17 protein-coding genes are annotated in these 26,299 nt (G+C 64.1%); 4 read left to right on the forward strand and 13 right to left on the reverse strand.

The window, feature by feature from the left end; translation table 11 throughout:
* Nucleotides 1–85 precede the first annotated feature (85 nt).
* Complete coding sequence (locus FZF13_RS02215) at nucleotides 86–1,069, reverse strand: ABC transporter substrate-binding protein (RefSeq protein ID WP_024926440.1); 984 nt, start codon at nucleotides 1,067–1,069, stop codon at nucleotides 86–88.
* Nucleotides 1,070–1,508: 439 nt separating this feature from the next.
* On the opposite strand from FZF13_RS02215, the gene FZF13_RS02220 reads away from it, so the two are divergent.
* Both FZF13_RS02220 and FZF13_RS02225 read left to right on the forward strand, forming a co-directional pair.
* Complete coding sequence (locus FZF13_RS02220; protein ID WP_024926439.1) at nucleotides 1,509–2,525, forward strand: LacI family DNA-binding transcriptional regulator; 1,017 nt, start codon at nucleotides 1,509–1,511, stop codon at nucleotides 2,523–2,525.
* Nucleotides 2,526–2,738: 213 nt separating this feature from the next.
* Nucleotides 2,739–3,086, forward strand: a complete 348-nt coding sequence (locus FZF13_RS02225) for a hypothetical protein (RefSeq protein ID WP_024926438.1) — start codon at nucleotides 2,739–2,741, stop codon at nucleotides 3,084–3,086.
* Between the two features lie 32 nt (nucleotides 3,087–3,118).
* On the opposite strand, the gene FZF13_RS02230 is transcribed toward FZF13_RS02225, so the two are convergent.
* Nucleotides 3,119–8,554 (reverse strand): autotransporter domain-containing protein, encoded by a 5,436-nt coding sequence (locus FZF13_RS02230; protein ID WP_150978920.1) that lies wholly within the window; start codon nucleotides 8,552–8,554, stop codon nucleotides 3,119–3,121.
* A 518-nt stretch (nucleotides 8,555–9,072) separates the two neighbouring features.
* Nucleotides 9,073–9,642: an elongation factor P gene (gene efp, locus FZF13_RS02235; RefSeq protein WP_024922624.1), complete on the reverse strand. Its 570-nt coding sequence runs from the start codon at nucleotides 9,640–9,642 to the stop codon at nucleotides 9,073–9,075.
* 110 nt (nucleotides 9,643–9,752) lie between these two features.
* On the opposite strand from efp, the gene epmA reads away from it, so the two are divergent.
* The gene (epmA, locus tag FZF13_RS02240; RefSeq protein ID WP_024922625.1) at nucleotides 9,753–10,805 is read left to right on the forward strand and encodes an EF-P lysine aminoacylase EpmA; all 1,053 of its coding nucleotides are present in this window, start codon (nucleotides 9,753–9,755) and stop codon (nucleotides 10,803–10,805) included.
* Here epmA and FZF13_RS02245 read toward each other — a convergent pair.
* Genes FZF13_RS02245 through FZF13_RS02260 form a run of 4 tightly spaced genes read right to left on the reverse strand, consistent with a single transcriptional unit; the run spans nucleotide 10,790 to nucleotide 16,776 of the window.
* Nucleotides 10,790–12,115: a lysine N(6)-hydroxylase/L-ornithine N(5)-oxygenase family protein gene (locus tag FZF13_RS02245; RefSeq protein ID WP_024922626.1), complete on the reverse strand. Its 1,326-nt coding sequence runs from the start codon at nucleotides 12,113–12,115 to the stop codon at nucleotides 10,790–10,792. The genes epmA and FZF13_RS02245 overlap by 16 nt on opposite strands.
* Nucleotides 12,116–12,134: 19 nt before the next feature.
* Complete coding sequence (locus tag FZF13_RS02250; protein ID WP_244431350.1) at nucleotides 12,135–13,955, reverse strand: IucA/IucC family protein; 1,821 nt, start codon at nucleotides 13,953–13,955, stop codon at nucleotides 12,135–12,137.
* Nucleotides 13,952–15,025 (reverse strand): GNAT family N-acetyltransferase, encoded by a 1,074-nt coding sequence (locus FZF13_RS02255; protein WP_024922628.1) that lies wholly within the window; start codon nucleotides 15,023–15,025, stop codon nucleotides 13,952–13,954. The genes FZF13_RS02250 and FZF13_RS02255 overlap by 4 nt, the downstream gene beginning before the upstream one ends.
* On the reverse strand, nucleotides 15,022–16,776 hold the full coding sequence (locus FZF13_RS02260) for an IucA/IucC family protein (protein ID WP_024922629.1): 1,755 nt from the start codon (nucleotides 16,774–16,776) through the stop codon (nucleotides 15,022–15,024). The genes FZF13_RS02255 and FZF13_RS02260 overlap by 4 nt, the downstream gene beginning before the upstream one ends.
* Nucleotides 16,777–16,898: 122 nt before the next feature.
* Between FZF13_RS02260 and FZF13_RS02265 the strand changes: the two genes are divergently transcribed.
* The gene (locus FZF13_RS02265) at nucleotides 16,899–18,086 is read left to right on the forward strand and encodes an MFS transporter (protein ID WP_024922630.1); all 1,188 of its coding nucleotides are present in this window, start codon (nucleotides 16,899–16,901) and stop codon (nucleotides 18,084–18,086) included.
* 20 nt (nucleotides 18,087–18,106) lie between these two features.
* On the opposite strand, the gene FZF13_RS02270 is transcribed toward FZF13_RS02265, so the two are convergent.
* From FZF13_RS02270 to FZF13_RS02295, 6 genes are all read right to left on the reverse strand, one after another.
* Nucleotides 18,107–19,360: an MFS transporter gene (locus FZF13_RS02270; RefSeq protein ID WP_024922631.1), complete on the reverse strand. Its 1,254-nt coding sequence runs from the start codon at nucleotides 19,358–19,360 to the stop codon at nucleotides 18,107–18,109.
* On the reverse strand, nucleotides 19,357–19,737 hold the full coding sequence (locus FZF13_RS02275; protein ID WP_024922632.1) for a hypothetical protein: 381 nt from the start codon (nucleotides 19,735–19,737) through the stop codon (nucleotides 19,357–19,359). The genes FZF13_RS02270 and FZF13_RS02275 overlap by 4 nt, the downstream gene beginning before the upstream one ends.
* 10 nt (nucleotides 19,738–19,747) lie before the next feature.
* Nucleotides 19,748–21,994, reverse strand: coding sequence for a TonB-dependent receptor (locus FZF13_RS02280; RefSeq protein ID WP_024922633.1), 2,247 nt, complete (start codon nucleotides 21,992–21,994; stop codon nucleotides 19,748–19,750).
* A gap of 253 nt (nucleotides 21,995–22,247) precedes the next feature.
* Nucleotides 22,248–23,534, reverse strand: coding sequence for an NAD(P)/FAD-dependent oxidoreductase (locus FZF13_RS02285; protein WP_036255434.1), 1,287 nt, complete (start codon nucleotides 23,532–23,534; stop codon nucleotides 22,248–22,250).
* A 2-nt stretch (nucleotides 23,535–23,536) separates the two neighbouring features.
* Nucleotides 23,537–24,883, reverse strand: a complete 1,347-nt coding sequence (locus FZF13_RS02290; RefSeq protein WP_024922635.1) for a glutamine synthetase family protein — start codon at nucleotides 24,881–24,883, stop codon at nucleotides 23,537–23,539.
* Nucleotides 24,884–25,007: 124 nt separating this feature from the next.
* Entirely contained in the window at nucleotides 25,008–26,294 is a 1,287-nt protein-coding gene (locus FZF13_RS02295; protein WP_024927304.1) for a nucleotide disphospho-sugar-binding domain-containing protein, read from the reverse strand.
* Nucleotides 26,295–26,299: the final 5 nt, after the last annotated feature.

The raw sequence follows: 26,299 nt of genomic DNA on the forward strand, positions 1-26,299 counted from the left end.
ATCATTACACCCAGTCGCGGCATGGCCAAAGAGTGCGGCCGGAACGGTCCTCGTGACGCTCCGGCCGCCAAGTCCTGGGATGCGATCAGTAAGCGCTGCCAACCTCGGCCGAAGCGTTGGCCGTGTCGTAGAACTTGTCGGTGTTCTTCACCCACGCCTCGATCTTGTCGCCGGCGGCATAGCGCTTCAGCGTTTTGTAGGCGATCGGGCCGAAACGCGGATTGCACTCGACCACGGCGCCGATCTTGCCATCGGCGATCGCCTTTACCGCTTCCTTGCCGCCGTCGATCGACAGGACAAGCACATCCTTGCCCGGCTTCTTGCCAGCGGCCTCAAGCGCCGCGATGGCACCCAGCGCCATCTCGTCGTTGTGGGCGTAGACAATATTGGCGTCGGGATGCGCCTGAAGCAGCGCCTCGGCGACCTGGCGTCCCTTGTCGCGAGAAAAGTCACCGGACTGTGAAGCGACGATCTGGAACCCGCCGGCAGCCTTGATCGCGTCATCGAAACCCTTCTTGCGGTCGTTGGCTGGCGAAGACCCGGTGGTGCCTTCGAGCTCGATGATCTTGGTCTTGCCATTGGCATTCTTGACCAGCCATTCAGCAACACGCTTGCCCTCCTCGACGAAGTCCGAGCCGATGAAGGTGACGTAGTCCTTGCCAGCGGTCGCCAGTTTCGGGTCGACGCTACGGTCCAGAAGGATGACGGGGATGCCGGCTTTCTTCGCTGCCAGCACCGCCGGGATCAGCGGCTTCTCCTCGCGCGGCGCCAGGAAGATCAGGTCGACGCCCTGGGCGATCATCGAGTTGACGTCGGCGACCTGCTTGGCAGCGGAACCGGCCGCATCCGTGTAGACGAACTGATAGCCGAGTTTGGCCGCCTCGGCCTTCATGCTCTCGGTCTGGGCGATACGCCAAGGATTGTTGGATTCGGTCTGGGCGAAACCGACCTTGTAGGTTTCCTTCTTCTTGAGCGACGGCAATTCCGCGGCCGTGGCGAGGCCGGATACCAGGGTCAGCGCGCCAACGGCGCTTGCTGCATACAAAAAGCTGCGGCGGGTCAGTGACATGAGAGGCTCCTCCAATTGAACAGCCGGCTCCTCCAGCCGGGCAAACGCGCGGTTTGCGGATCACCAAGTTATCCTACGATCATTTTATTAGCAGTCAATGGCCAGATTGCGTGGCGCCGCTGTTTCGGAAAGCGCTGCGGGCGCGACACAGCTCGAACCAAAAAGGTCCATTCTTTAGCCAATAATCGGCCAATTAGCTGACTCGACAATCAAATTTGGCGATCGCGACATAGCTGTCGCGATCAATATCCGTCACCAATGATAAGATTATCATTCTTGCTAAATTTATGATCATCGCTTGAAAACATTAAGATCTAGCGCGTATGATCATCGCGACTCCTCGATGATCGCCATCTGCGGGAACGGTTATGGACCCAGATCGAAAGCCAGCGCCGTGACGCAGAATAACGGCACCGAAAAGCGCCAGGGGCGGCCGACGATGACGGATGTCGCCCGCATCGCCGGCGTGTCGCAGTCGAGCGTGTCCCTGGTGCTCAACCAGATGACCGGCGCGCGCATCTCGCAGGAAACTAGGCAACGCGTTCTCGAAGCGGCGAGGCAGGTGAATTATCAACTGCCGGGGATCAGGCGTGAGATCGCGCCCGCCAGCGACGCGCGCACCATCGCCTTCATCGTCGATGAGATTTCGACCAGTCCACACCCGGTCGTCAGCTTCGACGGCGCTCGCGATTTCGCCTTCGAACAGGATTTCCTGGTTGCCGCCTATGTGACGCGCTCCAACCCCGAGCTCGAGGCGGCGACGGTCGAAGCAATCCGGCGCGACAAATCGATCGTCGGCGTGATCTATGCGTCGATCTTCACCCGGCGCGTGACGGTGCCCCCTGCACTCAACGGCATCCCCACCGTGCTGTTAAACTGCTACGCCGAAGCCCGTCGTCATATGTCGATTTTGCCGGGCGAAGTCGCCGGCGGGTTCACCGCGACCGCGCATCTGACCAGCCTTGGACACCGCCGCATCGGCTTCATCAATGGCGAGCCGTGGATGGACGCATCCGTCGATCGCCTGAAGGGCTATCGGCAGGCGCTCGCAACCGTGGACATCGCGTTCGATGAGACGTTGGTGCGCAGCGGCGACTGGTTGCCGCTGACTGGCTACCACCACACCCGCGACCTGCTGTCGACCGACAATCCCCCGACCGCCATTTTCTGCGGCAACGACCTGATGGCACTGGGCGCGCTGGAGGCCGCCAACGAGAAAGGCATCAACGTTCCGCAAGAACTGAGCATCATGGGCTACGACGACCAGGAACTGGCGCGCTATACCCATCCGCGTCTGTCGACGCTGGTGCTGCCGAACTATGAAATGGGCCAGCGTGCGACGGAAGTGCTCGTCGATATGGTGGCGCACAACAAACAATTCAGGCCAATGACGATCAAGATCGACGGCCCGCTGGTGATCCGGGAAACGACTGCCCCACCAAAACGCACGGGATAATGCTCTTTCCTGATGACCAGGCGCCTCGCCGCCTTGCAGAAAATCAGCCACCCGCATTCGCAAACAGGCACGAAGGCAGACCTGCGACCAAATCGGAGCCGACGCCCGACCAATCGCTCGCGAGACATGAAGCGTTGAGCTATCGTCACGAGGCTGGGAGAGGGCGACTTCTCTCAAGGTGCGACCTTGTTCATACCGAGGAGAAAACAACGGATGATCATTCGTTTCTGGCGAGCCGTCGCTGGTTCGGACGAGGTGTTGGCCGTCTATGCGGACCATCTCCAGAAAACCACCTTTGTCGAGATGGCTGAATTGCCCGGCCATCTTGGTGCCACCCTGGCCCGCAAGGTGAAAGGGACCGACAATGAACTGGTCGTCATGAGTTTTTGGGAAGATATGGCGTCAGCTGCTCATTTCATAAAGGGCGACTTTGACGACGCGGTTGTGAAGCCGAGCACGCAGAAGCTGCTCAAATCCTTCGATATCAAGGTCGAGTATTTCGAAACACTGGTCTCCACGGGCATTGCGGGCGGACATGACATCACGCCCGAGCCGGCCTGACGACGCGGGCGTTGTCATCACCGGCCGTCGCCCTAGAACTTGACGTTCAAATCGGCCCTCACCCCATGGTCGCGGGCATCGGCGGCGAGCTGGCCCTGGTAGGAGATGCCGAGCGTAGCGGTCGGTGTCAGCGCGACGTCGAGACCGGCTTCGAGTGCGGCGCTGTCGCGTGCGATCGGCACGCCGGCGATGGTGAAGGCGCTGGAGCCGGTGAAAGCCTGGGTGACGGTCGGCGTGACATCGCCGAAACCGTGTCGCCAACCGATCATGCCGCGCGCGGTCGCCTTGACGCCGCCGAGGTCGAAGTCGGTAGATGCGCGAATGCCGAAGGTGGTAAAGGTGACAGCGCTGGAACCGCTGCGGACCGTCAGCGCCGCCGCGCCGCCCTTCTCGGTGAAGGCATTGGTGTGGACATTGACGTAGGCCAGGTTGGCGAAGGGCTCGAAGGCGAGATTGCCGGCCTTCATGCCATAACCGAGTTCGCCGAAGATCTGCGTGGTGCCGGTACGATAGCTGGACGACAGCGCGTCGGTGAAACCGGGGAAAGACACGGATCGACCGCTGTCGATGTCGCTCCAGGTGTAGGCAAGGCCGGAGCGCAAGGAGAGCGCACCCCATTGCGTGCCGCCATAGGCGCCGAGATGATAGTTGTCGCTGGAGGCAGATGACCGTCTGTCATCCACCTTGAACGAAGAATGGCTGTAGCCGGCAAGGAAACCGAGCCGCCAGTCGTCGGTGACGAGGCCGTCGATGCCGGTGACAAAACCGCCGGTCGAGCGCGACAGCTTTGCCGCATTGCCATCGCTGTCGGTCCAGCCCCATGAACCGAAGGCCGAACCCCAGACGCCGTAACGTTCGGCAGCCGATGCTGTCGCTGGACTCGCCGACGCGATCGAAGCCGTCGCCTCCAGCGCGGCATTGCCGCCCGCCGCTTCGTCATAACCCATCAAAGGCAGCGGCGCGGCACCAACCGTCTCGAAGGCAGAACGGAGCCGGTCATTCATCGCCGCGCGTATCAGGCGGCTATCTTCGATCAATGCCGTCACCGTCGAGGCATGCACCTCACCCGACAGGCCATCGAAGGCGGAACGAGCCTGATCGATAGACAGCGATGCGACGGCGCCGATCAGGGGATTGTCCAGGCTCATGCCGTCCAGCGCCGAAGCCGTGGCGATCTGGTTCGGCGTCTGGCCGACCGAGGCGAAGGCGAGCCCGCTGCGGACGACATCGAGATAGGCGGAATTCGGATCGTAGGCCAGCGCCGGTGCCAGGAACGGAGAACTGGTAGCAGCCGACAGGCCGGCGAAGGTGCCGGCAACGCCGCCACCGGCGGTCAGGATGGTGTAGCGATGGCCAAGCTGGAGCGGGCCCGAAATCGAGACGGTACCGCCGGCAAGCGTCGCCGTGCCGGTCACCGCGATGCGATCGGACTGACCGGCCGCATTGGTTTCGACCGCGTAGGTCGAGCCCGGATCGAAGGCGATGTTGCCCGCCACGTTCAACGTCCCGATCGAATTGCCAGGCGCGACGGTGCCACCGCTGCCGACTACCAATCCACCCAAGGTTCCAATACCGCCCAGCGATGCGCCCGCACTCACCGTCACCGCACTGGTCAGGCTGGCGCCGGGATGGGTGTCGTCGCCGACAACCAGTTTGCCGCCATGGACCGTCGTGGCGCCGGTATAGGTGTTGGCGCCATTCAGCACCAGCGTGCCGGAATTGTACTTGGCAAGCGAGCCGGTCCCCTCAATCGGGAAGCCTATGACCGCGGTGTCGGTGAAATCAGCCACAATGGCGCCGTCATTGGTGATGGAAGGCGCAATCACCGACCCGGATTTCCCACCATTGCCAATGAACAGCGTCGAGCCTTGATCGATCTTGACCGGGCCTGTTGTAACGACGACGGAGCCTCCATCCGCCACGATCAGCTCGCCGGGAAGGAAATCGCCGCAGCCGCAGGGCGGCAGACCGATCATCAGCGTTTTGGTTGTCAGTCTGGATCCCGCGCCGGTCACCACCACCTGCGACGGGCCCAATCCGGTGGAAGTGGGATCGGAGGCGACAATCATGTCGCCCGCGATATTGACGGCGCCACCCGCCGAAACCGTCAGCAAACCCGTGCCGCCACCGAACAAGTGGCCGACGCCGAGGAAGGTCGACACATTCCAGGTGGAGCCCGGTCCGGTAACCACGGCACTCGCGGGAGCAAACGGGTTCTCGATAAGGGCCCCGCTTAGGCTATCCACAACCGCACCGCCGCTGACCGTCATCGCAGCGGCATTGGCCATGAATCCGACGAAGGTGAAGCCCGAAACAGTCGTTTTCGTATTCATGCCGTCGACCAGAAACGCGCCACCAACAAGGAGATTGCTGGTCGACAGGTGCGCCCCTGCCAGCACGTTCAACGAGCCGGCTGTTGCAACCCCCATGGTGGTGAGACCCGCCCCAACGGCGGTATCGAAGGATGCGCCAGGCCCGGTCAAGGTCACGGTTGCGTCGGGCGCGATCAGCAGGTTGCCGCCGATGCTGCTCGCCCCTCTCAGCGTGAGTGAGCCGCGATCCAATTCCAGAGAACCGGCACCGGTAATCTGGCCGCTGAAATCGCTGTCGACGGCGCCGGCTGCGCCAACATACAGCGTTGTATTGTCATTCGTGGTACCGATATTGACCACGCCACCGCCGGAAGCACCGTCAAAGAGGCCCAGCACATCGGTATGGACGCCGTCGGCGAGGCTGAGCGTGGCGCCGGAATTCACGAACGCCACCGAATTGGCCGAAAATCCCGTATCGGCTCCTGCAACCAGCTTGCCGCCATCGACGATGGTGTCGCCGCTATAGTCGTTGTTGCCGGTGAGGATGGTGGTGCCGGCGATCTGGTGCAACGAACCTGTGCCGGTGATCGAGGGCGAGAAGGTGTAAGCCGGATCGGTGTGGTTGAAGACCAGGCTGCTGCCATTGGAGACGAGCGCCACGGTGCCGGCAAGCAGCTGGCCGGCCGCCTGGGCGGCAGCACCTTCCGCAGCACCGATGTTGATCGTGCCTGCGGCTCCATTCGCCGACAGGCCGGCATGGATCGTGCCGGTGCCGCCGCTGACACTCAACGCCCCGCTGTCCGCGACGGTCAGCGCGCCGCTGTTGAAATGGCCGACAAAGAAGTCGGTGCCGCCGCTCGCCCACTGCGAGCCAGAGCCGGTGATGGTGACGGAACTCGCTCCGCCAGCCCCGATGATGCCGCTAAAGCCGCTGCTGACCGTGCCGCCCGAATCCACCAACATCGTGCCTGAACCACGATCGCCGACAACGATCTGACCAAAGGTGGACCAGTTCGATCCAGGCCCCGTCACCTGCACGGCGGCGCCATCCGAGATGTAGCCGGCGGCCGCGGAACCGCTGCCGAGCCGGCCGCCCGCCTCGATCCGCAACAGGCCGCCGTCGACACGCGTCGTGCCGAGGAAACCGCCACTGCTGTCGCCGGTCAGCACAAGCGTGCCTGCGCCCTGCTTGACGAAATTTGCGCCGCCACCGGCAGTGAGGGTGCCCGCCAAAGTCAGCGTCGTGCCCGTGGCCGTATCGATGCGGCCGCCGAAGTTACCAAAGTTGATCGTGTGATTGCTAGTGAACGTGCTGGTCGTTTGCAGTGTCGATCCGGCGCCGAGCCCCGTGGATGGCACATAGGCCGAAGCGCTGGTGATCGTCACACCGCCGGCCAAACCACCCAGATTGGCGTCTTTCGAGACCGAGATTACTCCATCCGCAACCGTCGTGCCGCCGGTATGGGTATTCGTACCCGTCAACGTCAGCGTGCCGGTGCCGGTCTTGGTAAGCCTGACCACGCCGGCCGGCGAGCCATCCTCGATGGTGCCGGCGAAGGTCGTTGACGTGTTGTCGCCGCCCGTCGTCAGCATCGCGGCCGGGCCGCCGGTGTTGGTGACGAGGCCATTGCCCGAGAGGGAACCGATGGACTGATTGTAGCCGCCAAGATCGAGTATTGCCGGGGCGCCGATGGTAAAGGCGCTATTGTTGCCAAAGACATTGGCTGCGCCACCGGCGAGCGTACCGGCCACGAGATGCGTTGCCCGCGAATAGGTGCTGAGCGTGTTGGTCAAGGTGAGTGTGCCGACGCCGATCTTGGTAAAAGGACCTGTTCTCGCGCCCTGATCCCCGACCAACCCGATCAGCGTGACATCGAAGCCATTGGTGTCGATGGTGCCGCCGCTGTCGCCGAAATAATAGCCGTTGTTGTTCAGCGTACCGCTGGCGCCAGCCTGCAGGGAACCGCCCAGGAAAACGACCTGGCCTGTCGAGGTTGCCGACGTGTCGTCAAATCGCAGGATACCAGCCTGCAGTTCAAGCCCACCGTAGATCACGTTACCGCTCCCGGGGGTGTTATTGGCCAGGACCAGGGTTCCCGCACCGGTCTTGACCAACACGGAAGCGTCGCCGATATCGACGATCCGGCCACTGTAGATTCCGGTACCGGTGGACACATTCATCGCAATGCGCGTGTCGAAGAACAGCGTATTTGCGATGTTGACATTATTCTGAATATCGATGGTGGTGCCGTTGTAGGCAGTTACCGCGCTTGTGCCCAACGCACCAGTGGCTCCCAGGCTGAGCGTTCCCCCAAGGATTGTGGTGCCGCCGGCGTAGCTGTTGGAGCCATTGTTGAGGGTCAGTGTTCCGCTGCCGATCTTCTCCAAACCGAGCCCACTAGAGTTGGCGATCTGTCCATCGAAAATAGAGCCGATGCCCAGTGCACCGACGCTCAAAGTGGCAGGGAACGGACCGGTGTTGGAGACGGAGCCGCTGCCTTCAAGTGATCCGAGCGAGAACGACCCAGAGCCGGCAACGGTCAGAGATCCACCATCGAGGACAAACCTGGCGCCAGCGCCACCGACGGCCCCCGATGTGGAATCCAGATGCAAGCTCCCGCTGCTCTCTGCCCGGTAGACAACGTTTTGCCCGGCATCGATGCCATTGAACGTGAGAGACGAGGCCACACCGGTGACGGTGAATGTCTGCGTCAGGCCGGTGGCGTTGACGACATTGCCGTTGATACCCAGATTGGAACTGTTCGAGATATCGATCGAATAGGCTCGAGTGGGATCGCTGAAGGTGACACCTCCGACGGAGCGATTGCCAGCGGACGCCGGATTGCCAAGATTGATCGTTGTGTTTGCCGCCGCTGGACCGAACGTGACGTCCATAGACGTGGAGCCCACATCCGGCGCGGTGCCGCCGTTCCAATTGGTATTGTCGGTGAAGTCCGAGGACGTGCCGAGCCAGTCATTGGGGGCGGCTCGAAGCGGCGCTGCCTCGGCGACAATGCCAAAGGCCAGGATGGCGGAGAACAGCTTCCAGTTCAGCGCAAGCGCTGGCCCATGGTTCGATTTCGCCGCCTTGGCTACGTTCGGCCTGGCCGGCAACACGCGACCCTGACGTGCCTTTTGCGGCTGACGATATGACATGGGTACCCCCACCCGTTACTAACGCACGCTCATGCCCGCGCTGCCATGCCGGCTGCGCTGACGATTTGTCGATTAACGTGATTGAGGAGATGAAATGGGACTGTGAATGCGACCGGCACGGCTGCAACCGACGGCGGCGCCGGCACAAACCGACACACGCAAAGCCGCGCTCACACCTCATGCGAGCACAGTGCACGGATCGCGCCATGCGCGGCCCAGCCGATCCCCAATCGCTCCCCAAGCAGTGCCCCTGCCCTGCAAACCCTTTATTCTTATAGCCTAAATTAAGGCCGGCATCACGCCTTTGGTCAAGTCAAACCGGATTCACCCAAAAAAAGTCGGCTTACCGGAACGCTCAAGCGAAATGGCGACTGCAGGATTGCGCGGCGCCCCCCGGCGCCGCTTTCCACCAGGGGTTGAAGCGAACGCGGGCAAATCCAGCAAAGAGGAACGACGCTTGGCCGTCAGCCCTGCGTCGACGCGCAGACCACCGCCTGTAGGGCTCGTGTCGGCCGCGCTCAGTCCTTGGCGCGCTCGACATAGGAGCCGTCGGTGGTCATCACCACCACCCGCGTGCCGGTGACGATGTGAGGCGGCACGGTGGTCTTGACGCCGTTGGAGAGAATTGCAGGCTTATAGGAAGACGACGCCGTCTGACCCTTGGTGACCGGCTCGGTCTCGACCACTTCGAACACGGCGCGCTGCGGCAGGACAAGCGCGATGCCGACGCCTTCGTGCACCGACACCGTCGCCGTCATGTTTTCCTGCAGATAGGGTGCCGCGTCGCCGACCACGTCTTCGGAGACCGCGATCTGGTCGTAGGTCTCCGGGTTCATGAAATGGAAGCCTTCGCCGTCCTGGTAGAGGAAGGTGTGCTCGCGGTCCTCGACATAGGCGCGCTCGACCTGCTCGGTGGTGCGATAGCGTTCCGACACCTTCACGCCGTCGGAGATGCGGCGCATGTCGAGCTGCGTGACAGGCGTGCCCTTGCCGGGATGGATGTTCTCCGCCGACAGGATCACATAGAGCTTGCCGTCTTTATCGACGACGTTGCCCTTGCGGAGGGAGGAGGCGATGACCTTCACCATGGCACGACCTTACATAGTTGTTTGGCAAAATCCGGCTCGACGATGCCTTGTGAGGCGCCTTAGCGCATCTTAAGAACCGCCGCCAGTGTTCAAAGCAAAACAGTGCACCGATGATTGAAGCCTCGCCCTGGTGGACTCCTGACGTCCACGCCGACCGCCGACCCCGGTTGATGATGCGCAACCGCATCGCCGCCGCGATCCGGAACTGGTTCACCAGCGGCGATTTCATCGAGGTGCAGACGGCGATCCTGCAGACATCGCCGGGCAACGAGACGCATCTGTCCGCCTTCGCCACGGAAGCGATCGGGCCGGATGGCGGCCGGCAGCCGCTTTACCTGCATACGTCGCCGGAATTTGCCTGCAAGAAGCTGCTGGCCGCCGGCGAAAAGCGCATTTTCAGTCTCGGCCCGGTCTACCGCAACCGCGAGCGCGGGCCGCTGCACCATCCCGAGTTCACCATGATCGAGTGGTACCGGGTCGGCGAGACCTACGACCAGCTGATGGCGGATTGCGCTGAACTTTTGTCGTTGGCGGCCGAATGCGCCGGCACAAAACGCTTTGTCTATCGCGGCCGCGAGGCCGATCCTTTCCTGCCCCCCGAGCGATTGACGGTGGCCGAAGCGTTTCGGCGCCATGCCGGCATCGACCTCCTGGCCACGGTCTCGCCCAACGGCGACACGGACCGCGACGCGCTTCATGCCGCGGTTGCGCAAGCCAGCCTTCGCACGGCGGCGGACGACAGCTGGTCCGATCTGTTCAGCCGGGTGATGGTCGAGAAAGTGGAACCCGAACTCGGCATGGGCCGCGCGACCATCCTGTGCGAATACCCCATCCCCGAAGCCGCCCTTGCCCGGCCGAGCCCAGCCGACCCGCGCGTCGCCGAGCGGTTCGAGCTCTATTGCTGCGGCGTGGAACTGGCCAACGCCTTCGGCGAACTCACCGACCCGGTCGAACAACGCATCCGCTTTGGCGCCGACATGGACGCCAAGGAAAAGATCTATGGCGAACGCTATCCGATCGACGAGGATTTCCTCGCCGCGCTGGCGACGATGCCCGAGGCAAGCGGCATCGCGCTCGGCTTCGACCGGCTGGCAATGCTGGCGACCGGCGCCCACAGGATCGAGGATGTGATCTGGACGCCGGTGGCTCACCCCCTCGCTTGAGGCTGCTGCAACGCGGCTTGCGACAGTGCCGGCGCCGCATCGGCGGTCCAGCGCATGGCCGAGGGCCGCGGCGATAGGTCGAAATGCCGGCGGCCGAGCAGTGCATTGACGATGACCGCGCTGCGCCATGCCATCAAGCTGAGCTGCGGCTCGGCGATGCCGTGACTGTGGCGACCAGCGTTGAGCGCGAAGATGCGCGCGCTTGCCGGGCCATCCCATTCCACCGAAAAATCGTCGCGCAGCCGATAGAGACCGCGCTCGTCGAGATCGAGCCGATCGGCCAGCGGCGCCAGGAACTCCGGCACGGTGAAGACATAGCCGGTGGCCAGAACGATGGCATCGGCGCTGGCCATCTCGACACTGCCGTCGAAACCATTGCGCATCACCAGCCGGAACTCGCCGCCCTCGCAGCGCAAATCGAGAACCTCGCGATGCGGCATGAAGGCGAGGTCGTGCTCGTCGGCCGACAGATGACGCAGCGCATAGCTCTTTTGATAGATGGCGCGCAGCGTCGAGGCCGAAATGCCGTCGCCGGCCAGTTTCTGCTGCGCCACCGTGGCCTGGCGGCGCGAATGCGGCAGCGCGTGGAAACGCTCGACATAGTGCGGCGTGAAAAATTCGTCGGTGAAGGGGGAATCGTCAAGCGTCTGAAAGTTCTGCCGGCGGCTGATCCAGGCAATCGACTGGCTTGCTGCTTCGGGTCGCGACAACAGATGCTGCATGATCTCGGCGCCGCTCTGGCCGCCGCCGACAACGACGATGCGTCGGCCTTTGAGACCCTCCAGCCGGTAAGCAGCTTCGCTGGTATGGAAGCAGGACTGGCCATGGGCCACCTGCCCCCAGGCTGGGATGTTCGGTTTCAGGCCGACACCGAGCGACAGGTTGCGGGCCATGCATGCGTCGTCATCAAGGCGGATGTGGAACAGCCCGTCCTCGAAACGAACCTCGCGCACCGGGCGGCCGAAGCGCAGATTGTCGAGGTTACCGGCGACCCAAGCCAGATAGCGCGCAAACTCGCGCCGAGGGATCGCATCGAAATCGGCGTTGAGGAATTCATAGAAACGCTTCTGCGAGACCAGGTAGCTGGCGAAGGTCCAGGGGCTGGTCGGCAGTGTCGCCGTCACCAGATCCTTCATGAAGGAGGTCTGCAATTCGACGCCCTCCAGCATCATGCCCGGATGCCAGTCGAAGGCCGGCTTGTCGTCGAAGAAATGCGCCTTCGCGGCCGGGATGGCGTCGAGATGCGCGGCGAGGCTTAAGTGAAATGGGCCGACACCGATGCCGGCGAGGTCGAGGACTGGCGATGTCATGGGACAGCTCCGTTGTTGGTCAGGCCGCTTTGCCCCGGCCGATCGTCAGGCCGAGATACAATGGATTGTCGAGTTCGGTGCCGAGTGCCGGGACCGGGCGTTCGCCAGCGTCGCCATAACCGATGGCGAAGCGGACCTTGTTGATGGCGATGCGCGGCATCTTTGGCTGGAGCAGGTCAAACAGGCGGAACCGCTCGGCGAGTTCCGGATGTCGCGACTGGTAGCGAACGACGCAATCGGCCAGAACGCGATAGAAAACGGCCTCGTCGAACCCGTCGAAATCGGCCAGCGCGGCCGAGACGAAACGCAGCACGCTGGCGATGTGGCCGGTTTGCAGATGCTGGAAAAGATGCGCCGGCGGGCGCTTCTTCAGCGTGGCGCGCACCGCCGGATCGAGCGTGGCGAGTTCGACGAAATCGACATCGACGAGATCGAGATCGCCCTGGAAATCCTTGACCGCGACGCCGACCGGGACATCGCCCTCGAGGATAACCGTGATGTTCTGCCCATGCGCGATGAAGCCGACGCCGTAGCGGCACAGGAAGTGGTAAAGCGGCACGAAGACGGTTGAGAACAGGCGCTCCAGCCAGGCTTCGTGACCGAGACCGGACAATTCGATCAGCGCGCTGATGACGGGACGGCCGCCCGCATCGCATTGCGGGAGCGCGCCCATCATCATCGGTCGCCGCCCTTTCGGCAGCCCCTGCAACGGGCTTTCGCGCCAGATGGCACCCAGCATTTCGAGATGCTGGTAAGGCGCTTCGGGGATGCGCTCGAACTGTGGGTGCGGATAGAAGGCACCAGCCACCTCGCCCAGAACCCGGACCGGTTCCAACGCCGGATCGGTTGCCGCCATCCCGGCCAGCCAGCGCGACAGTGCGGGGCCGATGTCCATGTATTTGCCGGGCACGCCGCGCCAGGCCGAGGTGTTGAGCACCGTGAGCGGCAGCTTCACATGCAGCGCCTCGGGCCGCGAGACATTGGCCAGCGTGCGCAAGGACTGCTGCGCGGCGAAACGATCGCCGAACTGGCCGAGCGGGACGATGCGGCCGGCGGCGATCTCCCCGGCATAGGTTGCGGCGAGCATGGCCTGCCACTGCCAGGGATGGACCGGGACGAGCGCATGCGTGTCGGCGGAGATGCCGGCCGCATCGCGCGCGGCTTCCAGGCGCGCCCGCTCGCTACGGTTGAGCGCCGCATTGAGAAGTGCCGCTTCATCCAGACCGGCATCGAGCGACAGGCGCAGATGCGAGCGCGCCGCGGCGATCCAGAACAGCTGGAACTCCGATCCGAATTCCGGCGAATAGGCCTGAAATGCCTCCAGCCCCCAGCCGATGCGGCCCTTGTTGGCGGGAGCCTTCGGATGGCCGTCGAGCAGGCGCTGCAAATCGAGATCCGGCAGACGGGCAAGGTCGAAGGCGGTCAGCGGCTGGCGTTCGGCAAGAATGCGCGTATCGGCCATGAGGGTGTTGTAGAGCTCCCTGGCATAGGTGCTCAGCGTGGGCGCCGAGATGTCGAGCACGGTCCGCGCATCGACAAAGAAGGCGACGGCATCGTCGGCCGGCTTTTCCTCGGGCGCGGCCCGGACAAGCGTTTCGGGATCGATCGACAATTGACCCCAGATGCGCCGCGCCGCGCCGAAGCGGTAAGCGAGCCCTTCGCCGAGCGGCACTTCCCAACGCCTGTTGGCGGCATCGAGCGGGCGGGCGGTCAACACCTCCTCGTAGGTGAGCTCGGAGATCGCACGCGCCAGGATGGCGCGGTTGGCCCGCCGCCACAGCTCGCCGGTGACGACCCGCCCTTTCTGCAACGGGCCGAGCGCCATACCGGGCGCCGTCACAGCGGCACCTCGTGGAAGAAGCGCTCGCGCTCGCAGCACACCAGCATGGCGCGCTTGTGCGGGAAATCGAACTCCTTGACCTTGTCGTAGGCGGCGTGGGCGCAATAGCTCAGCATCTTGTGGTTCGACGCGCGCGGTTCGCCGACGATGCGCTGGGTGCGGGGATCGTCCAGGAACAAATAGTGCGTGACCGAGCGGAACAACGCCAAGGTCTTCGGCCGGCCGAGATGGCGCTTGTTGCCGATCAGCGCGTGCCAGCCGCGATCGTAGTCCTGCGGTTCGTAGCAGGGTCCGAGCCGATCCTCCTTGGCCCAGTAGAATTCCAGATAGCCGGTCGGCTCGCCGTCCAGGCTGGCGATGGCGCCGAAAATGTGTGGGTCCTGTTCCTGTGCGGAGAGATAGGCATTGAGCTCCTCGCGGCTCTGCGCCAGTTCCCAGAAGAAGGACACCCGGCCATCGTTCATCCAATCATGGAAGAGATCGAGATCGCGGTGGCGGTCAATTGGCCGGAAAGCGATGGTGAGGCCAAGTTCCGGCAACCAGCGTTCATAAAGCATGCCGTTCGGGCGCGGCGGGCGCAGCGGCGGCAACCGGTCGGCCGGACCGATTCCGGTTTCGAGCGTGGGATAGGTGAGGTGCGAGGCCTGCCTGCGCCACAAAAGCGGCAATTGGTTGAACTTCGACCTCTCGACAATTGTGCGCTGTCTGCTGGCAACGGGTTCGTCGGTATGCGCCGTGGCGAGCGCGATCACCGGCCAGGCTTCCTCGACCGGTGGCAGCAGTATCTGCCTGACCTCGTGGAAACGACAAAAGATAGCGTCGGCCAGCGCCGCCAGCATCTGCGGCTGATCCCGCCGGCCCGGCTCGAAGGCAATGTCTTCGAGAAGCAGGCCCGCCTCATGCCGGGTGAGCGTCGCCCGTGCCATCGCGGCACCGACGGATGACGCGAGCTTGAGATGAGCGCCGTCGAAATGGACTTCGAAGGCACCGTCGTCCGACCCCAGATAGTGCTTGCTCGTGGCCAATATGCCGGCGGTTTCGCCGGGCCTTTCTCTCTGCTGGATGTTCATGCAGGCTTCCTCGTGAAAAGCGGGTTTGGCATCTGGACGTAGCCGGCAAGCGGGTCGGTGACCTCAGTGTTTTCGTTGGTGTTTTTCAACGAAAACAGGAAATTGCCCTTGGTGCCGAGTGTCGGTGAACGGAGCAGATAGTCGAGACAGGCCAGGTTGCCGGATGGCCGCGCCGCGAGCCGTTCCAGCAGCCGCCGAAAATACGCGAGCAGGTCGTCCTCGCTGGAAAGCCCGGCATCGGCCAGCGCCGAGATAGCGGCAAAGACGCCGTTGATGACCAGGTAGTAGCCGAGCAATTGCGCGGCGGCAGGTGCGTCGAAGACGTGATCGCCCTTGCCGCCGGCCGAGGGCAGGTGCTTGCGCAGCAGCGGTAGGAATTCGCTGACATAGCCGGTGCCCTGGCAATCGCGGAAATAGAGCCGGTCCGGCCAGCCGTCATCCAAGCCCACGACGAGATTTTGCTGATGGGCGCCGAACAACAGTCCGAATTCAGAGAAGGCGAGGAAGAAAGGTTCGACCGCCACGTCCAGGAAACGCTCGAACCAGCGTTCGGCGGCGGCCTGCGGCTGCAACCCCTCCCGCTTCGCAACAAAATGAACGAGATCGGACAGGTGGCTTTGCGCCTGGCCGGGGTGGCGCTCGCAAAGCGCGCCAAGCACCGCCGCCTTCGGCGCATCGCCGTGCCGGAAGGGATTCTCGCGAAACGAGACGATCGTGCTAGCCAAAACGGCGCAGTCGAGGCCGTCGCGCAGCGCCATCCAGGCCGGCTCGCCAAGCACGGTAAGCGTCGGGCATTCTTGCGCCAACCGCTCGCCCAGAGCGCCTTTGATCAAGCTGTGCACGGACATGCCGCGGTCGCATTCGCGGCGCTCGATAACACGGCGGGAATTGGTGAGCTTGAGATCGAGCGAGAATTTCATCATCCAGTCGCAATCGGCGCAGTGAATGGTGCGCAGCGAGGTCGTCGCGCGCCAAGGCGGGCCACCGAGGCCGAGATCGCGCACCAAGCCAGCCTCGAACAATGCCTGCACCGCCGGCATCAGCATCAGCCGCGAGGCCTGCCAGGGATGCATGGGAAAAAGCCGCATGCCTTCGGCGCACTCGGCCTTTGCGAGCAGGCCGGTATCGCCGCCGGCGAGCCCCTGCACCATTCGCCCGACATCGTGTGGCGCGACGGAGCCGCTGACGAAGACATCTGGATGGACCGCCCACCAGCGCAACTGGAACGAGCCGCCATATTCATGGCCGAAGCGGCGCGAATCCTCGCTGGAGAATTCGTCGCGGCTCAGCGGCGTGGGGTGCACGGCGTGGCCGAAGCGCAGCGCGCTTTCCGCCCCGATGAAATCGGGAATACCGTCGGCGAAAGGCCGCACCTTGCCCCGCGCGGTCGCTACCTCTGCCACCGCCGCGACACTAGCCGCCGCACGCCGGAACAGGTTGAGCCGACTGGCCAGGCTGGAGTGTTCGCAGATGTCGGGCTCGCGCAGCAACATGGCGAGCACGTCGAAAAGGCCGATTTCGACCGGGTCGGTCCTGCCGCCCGACAGCAACCGCAGCGGCCCCGCGAAACCGTGATAGCCGACACTGGACCTGTGCCGCACCGGCACGAACACCACGACATCGCTGGCCGGCAGATCGAGGACGAGAACCTCGGCCGCGCCGAGAGAGGAGGCAAAACGCGCGGCGGTATCGAAGCGGCAGCCGCCCCACTCCCGGATCAAGGAATTGAGCAACCTGTCGACCGACGGCAATATAATGTCTTGTATTTCTCGATTTATATCAAAATACATCTCGATCGCCTAAAGTACTTGTAATCATAAAACTGCTGTGGAATTGGAATTACTCGAAATAATCCGCGGCAACTTGACGAAACATGACCCCACCCATTTCCACCACTGATACAAAACTCGTTCGACGCCTCGCACTCGGCGTCATGTCTATTGGTTTCGGCCAGTCGGCCTTCGTCGTGCTGATACCGCTGATCATGGCGCGGCTCGGGCTGGCGACCATCGATCTTGGTCTTGCGGTGGCCGCGGGCACCCTCGCCTTCCTGGTCGGCGCGCCGTTGTGGGGCAGCGTCGGCGGCAGCATCGGCCATGGCCGCCTGATGCGCCTGCTCGGGCTTGCCATGCTGGGTGCTCAGGCGCTTCTGGTAGCGCAATTGTTGATGGGGCAAAGCGCCTATGCTTTCGTGCTGGCCGGGCTGGTCGCCTCCCGGCTGATCTACGGTTTCGCGGCCGCCGGCGTGATGCCGACGGCTCAGGCTTGGCTCGCCGGCACGATCGAAGCCGAGCGTCGGCAAGCCGCCTTCGGCCTGCTCGGCGCCGGCCTCAATCTTGGCCGACTGGCCGGTTCGCTGGCGGGTGCGTTGGCCGCGATCACGGCGCAACTGACCGTGGCCTTGTTCGCCCTGGCGCCGCTGCTTCTGTGGCTGGCGCCCAAAGGCGCTACCAAGTTGGAACCGGGGGCCGTTGCCGTGCCGAGGCTCTCGCCGCTCGACCACCGCATCCTGCCCTTCCTGCTGATAGGCGTCAGCCTCACCGCCGGTTTCGGGCAGGTGCAGATCATGCTGGGGCCGCTGCTGCAATGGAAGCTCGGCCTCAATGCCAGCGGGGCGACCGCCGCAACGGGTGCCGCGCTGGCGCTGGTCGCCGTCGCCATGATCACGGTGCAGGTTCTTGCCATCCCTAGACTGCGCTGGAGCGAGCGCAGCGGCATTCTTGCCGGCACCGGATTGATCGTGGCCGGAATGGCCGGCCTCGTCATGGCGCAAGGTTATGGCGCTGGCGCCGCGGCGCTTGTGACGACCGGTTTCGGCACGGCCTTGGCGACGCCGGCCTATACGGCCTGGCTTGCGCGACGCGTCGACACCCAGGAACAGGGGGCGGCCGCCGGCTGGCTGTCGAGCGCCCATATTGTCGGGCAGACGGTCGGGGCCCTGGTCGGCGGCTTCGCCTTTCACCTGGCACCGATGCTGCCGCTGGTCGGTTGCGCGGGCCTGGCTGTCGTTGCGGCGGCAATCGCCGTCGCGCTGCGCGGACGCATGGAAACGCACCGCTGAAACCATCAACCCGCGCGCGGTCATGAGATGGCCTCCGCCTGACGCTCGGCGGCCGCCGCGCTGCGCAGCATGCCATAGGTCATGATCACGGCGAGGCCTGAGATCGCAGTCGCCAGCACGAAAAGCGGGCCGTAGCCCAGAAGATCTGCGAGACGGCCGGCCAGCATCGAACCGACGAGATAGACGATGAGCTGGGCGCAGGACAGGATGGTGAAATCGGTGCCCGGCTGGTCGGACGAAGTGACCGACATGAACAGGCTGTAGAGCGCGACGATTTCCATGTAACGCACCATCGTCTGCAGGAAGGAAGCGCCGAAGATTGGCGCGGCGCCCGTGAACAACGCGAATGCGTGCAGCATGAAGATGGCGAAGCAGATGGTGCGCAGCCCACCAAGCAGCGCCAGCACCGTTGCCGAACCGTATTTGTGCAGGAGCAGCGCCGCGATGAAGGAGCCGCCGAGGCCAACGGTGACGGCGGCGCCACCGGAGAGATAGCCGATCCAGTCGAGCGGCACGCCGGCATCGACGAGATAGGCGCCCTCCATCGACTTCACCAATCCTTCGCTGGCGCGGTAGACCAGCGCGATCCACAGGATCCGCCGCGCTTCGGGCCGGGCGAGGAAATTGCGGATCGACGGCTTGCTGAGCGCGGCCTCCGCAGTGCCGGCCGGGTCGGTCTCGCGCATGGCGAACGCGGCCACCAGCGGAATGAACGAAAGCGCCGCGATCGTGACCATGGCGGCGTCCCAGCCGAAGCGGTGATAGAGGACAAGGCCGAGCGTGCCGCCAATTACGACGCCAAGCGCCACGGCGCCGCCCTGGATGGCATTGCCGACAGGCCGGTCGGCCGGGTCGAGATATTTGGCGGCGTAACCGTCGGTGGCGATATCCTGTGCCGATAAAAGCATGGCGACGAAAAAGCCGATCCAGAAGATCGCCATGACGTCGGTGGGTTTGACGACAAGCATGCCGAGCAACGCCGCGATGATGCCAAGCTGGGTAATGATGACCCAGCTGGCGCGATGCGCCCGCGCGAACGGACGGTAGCGGTCAATCAAAGGCGCCCACAGGAACTTCAGCACCAGCGGCAGCATCAAAAGCGACAGCATGCCGATGGCGGTGCGCGAAACGCCCTGCTCGCGCAGGATCGGCGGGATCGCGGCGGCGAACAGATAGGTGGGGATGCCCTGCGCCAGATAGAGCCCGCCAAGAACGGCGAAGAGCCGCATGCGCGAGTTGGCCGGCGATATGCGGGGCGACGCGACCGGGCTCATGCCGGCACCCTCCCCGCCAGATGCTGGGCCAGGAAAGCCTGCGCTTCGGCACGGTCGCGCGTTGCCAACAACGGGAAGGCGAACAGGCCCTGGAAGGTGCGCTGCATCTCCTCATCGGCGGTCGGGCGTACGATGGCGCAAGCGACGCAAGCGCGGTTCAGGCGTTCCCGGCTCGATTTGTACCAGAGATTCTGCGCCTTCTTCTGCTCCGGCGACAGCAAGATCGGTACGGCGAACTCGACGAGGAGGGCAAATCCCTCCTCCAGCGCAGTGACCGCATGCAAGGCGGCGACGTAGCGTTCGGCGTCGTCCTCGCGCGCCGGTGCGAAGCCGGACAGTGTCGCGACCGATCGTTCGAGGGTGAGTGAAACGCTCATGCCACCGCCGTCAGAAGGTGACCTTGAAGGACGCGGCGATGGTGCGTCCGAGGCCGGGCACGTCGGCACCGCGTGTCGCCGAGGCGGTCGGGTTAATGTAGTAGGTGTCGAACAGGTTGCGGACCGCGAAATTGAGCTCCTGGCCGCCGGCGAACTTCTTGGTCACGCCGATATTGGCCAGCACCGCACCGTCTAGCTGCTGGGTGGGAATGCGGTCGCGCCCGGAGAACATCTCCAGCTCGGTACGCAGCGTCAGGTTGTTGTCGAAATGCGTGACGACATAGGCCAACCCCTTGTAGGTGGTGGGGATGCGGTTGTTGGGCAGATACTCGTTCGAACCGATCTTGCCGTCCTTGTTGGCGTCGTACTTGCCCTCGACATAGCCGACCGATCCACCCAGCGTGAACATGTCTGTGAGGTCATATTCGGCGTTGGCCTCGAAGCCCCAGATGCGCTCCTTCTGCTGGGAGACGCGGTTGGCTGCGATGTCGTAACTGACACCGTTGTCGGAGGTCGACAGATAGGCGCTGACGCCACCGCGCACATTGCCCCAGTCGCCGCGCAGACCAGCCTCCCAGTTGTTGACGAGCTGCGGCTCCGGCGCGATGTCGGCGTAGCTGACCTTGTAGTCCGGCGCGTTGGTGCAAGGCAGCAGCGGCCTGATGCTGGTGCCGTAGGCGTCGCAGGTCTCGGCATTGGTGTTCAAGCCGGCGCGTCGGGTGAAGCCACCAATGTCGGTCAGGCTGTAGCCCTGCGAGAAATTGCCGAAGGCCTGCAGTTCCTGAGTGATGTCGAAGACGGCGCCGGCATTGAAGGTGGCAGCGTTGTAGTCGAACGATCCGCCAACGACATCTATGGCCGGCAGGGCGACCAGGTTGGAGCCGACGAGCATGGCCGCGGCCGGCCGCTTGAAGTTATCGACATCCAGATAGAACTGCTCGAAGCGGACGCCGCCCTGGATACGGAAACGCTCGGTGACCGGCACTTCGGCCTGGGCGAAGGCGGCGACTGAATTCTGCGTCGAAGGCGCGATCGCGTCCTGGCCGTTGAGCAGCGACTGGGTGGTGTTGTCGAAAGTATAGTCGACGCCCCAGGTGAGGTTGCTGCCCTGGGTGACGAAGTCGACCGGCGTGTTGATGGTGAGGTTGACGCCGGTGCGCTGCACCTCCAGCGCCGTCTGATTGAAGGAGGCGGTCGGGTCCCGGTTCAGCGGCAAAAGCGTCGGACGGGCCGGATTGGTAGGGATATAGACCTGTGAGTTCACCCTGGAGAATTTGGTGAAGGGCGACTGCTTGAAGATGTCGTTGTAGAAGGCCTTCACCTCGAGCTTGCCGAGCGCGAAGTCGCTGTCGGTGTATTTGGCCGTCAGATATTTCGAATCCTCGACCAGCGGCTCACCGGTGTAAGGATCGGTGAAATTGGGCGCGACCGGGTTCACCAGATAGTTGGTGAACCAGTCGGGCTTCTGGCGGGCATAGGTCCAGTCGGCGCTCACCTCGAAACGCTTCGAACCGTTCTCGTAACCGAGCACGCCGGAGAGATCGCCCCAGCCAGTGCGGTCGCCACCGCCCTGCCCCAGCATCGCGTCGGAAGCCATCTCCTTGCCGTGGCCGTCATAGGTGGTGCGGCTGAAATTGCCCGAAGCGGAAGCGAAATAGTCAAAATCGCCGCTGCGCCCCTCGACCTGCACATTGCCGGTCGGGCCGGCCGACTTGCCGAGATTCTCGGTGAAGCCGGAGACGCCGGTACGCACGGTGACCTTCGGCGTGTCGGAGGTGCCGCGCTTGGTGATGAAATTGATGGTGCCGCCAGTGGCGCCGGCGCCGTAGAGGCTGGAGGCACCGTTGATGACTTCGACCCGCTCGACCGTGTCGAGATCGATGGTGGCCAGGATACGCGAGACGTCGCGGAGCGGCGTGTTGCGCGGCACGCCGTCGACCATGATCAGCACGCTGCGGCCACGGAAAGTTTCCGAGGCGCCGGAGATGGTCTGGTTTCGCGGCGCATAACCCGGAACCAGACGCGCGACCAAGTCGGAGGCGTTTTCGTTCTGCCCGACAGCCGTTTCGACCTCGGCCCGATCGATCACCTGCACCGACTGCGCGACCGTGGAGATCGAGCGGTCGTCGCGCCCGGTGATGATGATCTTGTCCAGCGTGGTCGTGGTGCCGCGGGCCGGTTTTTGCGCGTCCTGCGCGAAGGCCGGTCCGGCCAGGATCGAGGAAGACAACAACGACACGATGGCAAGCTTCTGCATAACGCCCCTCCATGGAACTTTCAGGGGCCAGCAACGCCCTCTCGCGGCCCTTGCAACCGCGCCTAAATAACTTTACTAAATGAGTCAAGTTTGTTTTCGCACTGCAGCGAAACGCGAACGGCGCCCCGGAAACGATATCTCGGAGCGCCGTTTTCTGGCGTGATATTATGATATGAAAACAATAACTTGGCGCCACTTTGGCGCCGGGCCGCGCCGACCGTTCAGGGCCAGCGCGCGACGGTGGAAATGGCCGTCAGTGCTTCAGGCGATCGCGCATGGCGTACCACAACATGCCGAGCACATAGAGCGGCCCTCGCAAGGCCGCACCGCCAGGGAACGGCATCGGGTTCAGTCCCTTGAACAAGTCGAAGCGGCCGGTTTCGCCGGCGATCGCTTCGACTAGCAGCTTGCCGGCGAGCGTCGACAAGATGACGCCCTTGCCGGAATAGCCGTGTGCGAAATAGACCTCACCGTCACGGCCGACATGCGGAAAGCGGGACGTGGTGACCGACACCAGCCCGCCCCAGGCATAGTCGATGCGGCGGCCTTTGAGCTGCGGGAAGGTCTGCTCCATATGCGGCCGCACGAAGGCCTGGATGTCGGCCGGCGGGCTCGGCGTGTAGCGCTCGCCGCCGCCGAACAACAGGCGCCCATCGGCTGAGAGCCTGTAGTAGTTGACGACGAAACGCGAGTCCGAGACGGCGGCATTGCTCGGGATGACCTCGCCAGCATCAACCAACGGTTCGGTAGCGACGATGTAGTTGCCCACCGGCATGATGCGGCTTTCCACCTTCGTATCGATGCCGTGCAGCAGGGCGTCGCCGGCGAGAACGACGTGGCGGGCGCGTACCGCACCCTTCGCCGTTTCGACCCGGATGCCGCCGCGACGGTCCACCCGCAAGGCTGGCGACGCCTCGTGGATCGTCACCCCCGCCGCTATCGCCGCGCGGGCGAGGCCAAGCGTGTAGTTGAGCGGATGCATGTGGCCGCCAAGCGCATCGTAGAGAGCGCCGTGATAGGGCGAATCGACGGCCGCCCGCGATTCTGCCGCCGACAGGATGCGCATGTGCGGATAGTCCATGACGGTGGTCAGGCATTCGAGCTCGCGCTCGAACCAGGCCATGTCGCCAGCGCTGATCGCGCAGACCAGATGGCCGGTTTTCCTGAGGTCGCAGTCGATGGCATGGCGCTCGATCATCTCCAGCACCAGCCCCCAGGCCTCGAAGGCGAGGTCGAACAACGCCTTTGCGCGTTCGCGGCCATAGAGCTTGACCAGTTCCGCCGCCCCCTTGCGCAGGCCGACGATCATCTGGCCACCATTGCGGCCGGAGGCGCCCCAGCCGATACGCCCGCCTTCGAGCAGCACCACCTTCATCCCACGCTCGGCGGCATGGAGCGCGGCCGACAGGCCGGTGCAGCCGCCACCGACCACGACAAGATCGGCATCCACCTCGCCCGTCAGCGGCGCATGAAGCGGCGACGGATTGGCCGTCGCCGCATAATAGGAGCGTTCAATATCAAGACCTGAATTGAAGCCCATGATCATGCCTTCGCGAACAGATGATCGCGCTCCCAGGCGGTGATGACACCCTGGAAGTTCTCGAGCTCAACTTGCTTCAGGCGCAGGAATGCGTCGGTGAAGGTCTGCCCCAGCAGATGGCGCACTGGTTCGCACTCGGCCAGGCGCGACAGCGCGTCCTCCAGCGTCCGCGGCAAGGTGGATTTCACCTTGTAGGCGTTGCTGGGCGCCTCGGGCCTGCGCTCAAGTCCCTCCTCGATGCCGAGATAGCCGCAGATCAGCGACCCGGCCATGGCGAGATAGGGATTGGCGTCGGCGCCCGGCAACCGGTTCTCGACGCGCCGGCCGATCCGCTTCGATGCCGGCACGCGCAGGCCGCAGGTGCGGTTGTCGCGCGCCCATTCGACATTGGTGGGCGCGCTGAGCGAGGGACGCAGCCGGCGAAACGAGTTCACGTTCGGTGCAAACAACGGCATGGCCTGCGGAACATAGGCCTGAAGCCCACCGACGAACTGCGAGAACAGCACGCTGTCGCGGTCGTCCTCGCCGGCGAACAGGTTGAGGCCGCTCACCGCATCGACCACCGACATGTGCAGATGCATGGAGCTGCTCGCCTGCTCGGCGATCGGCTTGGCCATGAAGGTGGCCGCCAGCCCGTGCTCGCGCGCAGCCTCGCGCACCAGACGCTTGAACAGAAGCACCTGGTCGGCGAGCTGCAGCGGATCGCCGTGCTTGAAGTTGATCTCAAGCTGGCCGGCGCCGGTTTCGTGGATCATCGTGTCCAGCGGCAGGGACATCACCTGCGCGCGGCGGTAGATCTCATCGATGACCGGCTGGAACTCGCCGAGCGCTTCCATTCCGTAGGGATTGGCCGAGGTCTCGGCACGACCCGAAAGGCCGATCGGCGCGGCCGGTGGCACGGTGGGGTCGGGGTTCGGCGCGGTCAGATAAAATTCGAGCTCCGGCGCCATCACCGGACGCCAGCCGCGCGCCGCATAGAGTTCGATCACCGATTTCAGCACTTGCCGCGGCGCGGATGGCCAGGGCGTTCTGTCCTGAGCGAAAGCGTCGGCGAAGACATAAGCGCGACCGGGGCGATTTCCCGCCGCCGGGCAAAGGCTGGCGAGGTCCGGCTGGAGCCGCATATCGGCATCCTGGTAGGCGCTTTCGTCGTCGGCGGCGCCGCTGTAGTGGCCGGTGATCGCCACCATGAAGGCACTGTTCGGCAGCATGATCGCCGCGTCGGCGGCCGGAGCCAGAAGTTTCGGCGCGGGTACGATCTTGCCGCGCAGCACACCATTCATATCAGGAACCAGGCACTCGACTTCCGAGATCGCCTGCTGTTCGAGCCATTTCGCAGTATCAGTCATGTCCCACCACCACTATCCGCCATGCCGTAATCTTGTCCGAGGTTGCGAGCGGCTTGCCGGGCAGAGGGCCGGAACGTGGGCGTTGGTCGTCAATCTGCATTTTGTCCTCCTGGGTTATTGATGGTCAGTGGTCGAGAAGCGCCAGAATGGCTTCGGCCGCGCGCTCGGCGCCGGGGCGCGCCGCCATATGCGCGGCGTTGGCCGCCAACCGCGCGCGCATGGCATCGTCGCCTAGCAGACCGCCAACAGCGGCGGCAAGCTCGTCCGGCGTCCAATGGGCGCGGTCCAGCCATTTGCCGGTGCTGGTTTCCTCGGCGCGGCGGGCATTGTCGTGGCCGTCCCAGCAATAGGGCATGATCAGCGACGGCACGCCGAAGCGCAGCGCCTCGCAGTAGGAGTTGTTGCCGCCGTGATGAATGAACAGGTCGGCCATGGCGACGACCGACGGCTGCGGGAACCAGGTGTCGAGATGGACATTGTCGGGCACGGCGCGATAGGCATCGCGCAGATTGCCGACATTGACCAGGAAGCGCGCCGGCATGGCGGCGAACACCTTGAGCATGCGCTCGATGAGGTCGACGTCGGTGGAACCGAGGCTGCCAAAGCTCATATAGACCAGCGGCCCGGCATCCCGCGGGAACACCGGCACCTCGTAGGGGCCTTCGGTGCGCACGCAGCCTTCGAGATAGACATATCTGGCGGGATCGAGCGGCGCGGCGCGCTGCCGGCGCACGATGTCCGGCGTGAGCAGAAGGTTGAGCGACGGCGACGGCTCGAGAAACGAACCCGGCGGCAGGGGCGGCAGGCCGCGACTGGCCCGGAACCGGTTGAAACGCTCATGGGCGGGGGCGACGGCATCGACATAGCGGGCCTCGAAGGCATGGCGGCCGTCGGAGTCCTCTGCCGCAAATCCCGAGAGATAGGGCGGCACGGCGGCATCGGGCAGTTCGGTTTCCGCGCAGGACACCACCCGCACCCATGGGCAGCCGGCATTGGCCAGCGCCGGGAACATGGCGACATTGTCGAGCACGATGGCATCCGGGTGAAGCTTCGGCAAAAGCTCGCAGAGCGGCGCCTCGGCCTTGATGACCGTATCGACGATCGCCTCCCAGGTCGGCGCGACATAGGTCTCGATCTGATCGATCGGGTCGAGCCGGAAATGCGGCAGATGCCGTTTCACGAAAGCCTGCCAGTAGTTCTGCCGCTCGCTCTCGGACAGCCGGTCGTCGGTGGGCAGCTGGTATTCCTGGAAACCGTAGTCGGCGAAGACACCGGAAAACCCGGCGTGACAGATGAAGACGGCACGGGCGCCACGCGCCTGCAGCGCCTGGGCGATGCCGACGCAATTCAGCGCGGCGCCGAAACTGGCTTCCGGAAACAGGGCGATGGTGGGACGCGCGCCGCCTGCCATGGGAC

The organism is Mesorhizobium terrae (assembly GCF_008727715.1).
In the GTDB taxonomy this organism is placed as follows: domain Bacteria; phylum Pseudomonadota; class Alphaproteobacteria; order Rhizobiales; family Rhizobiaceae; genus Mesorhizobium; species Mesorhizobium terrae.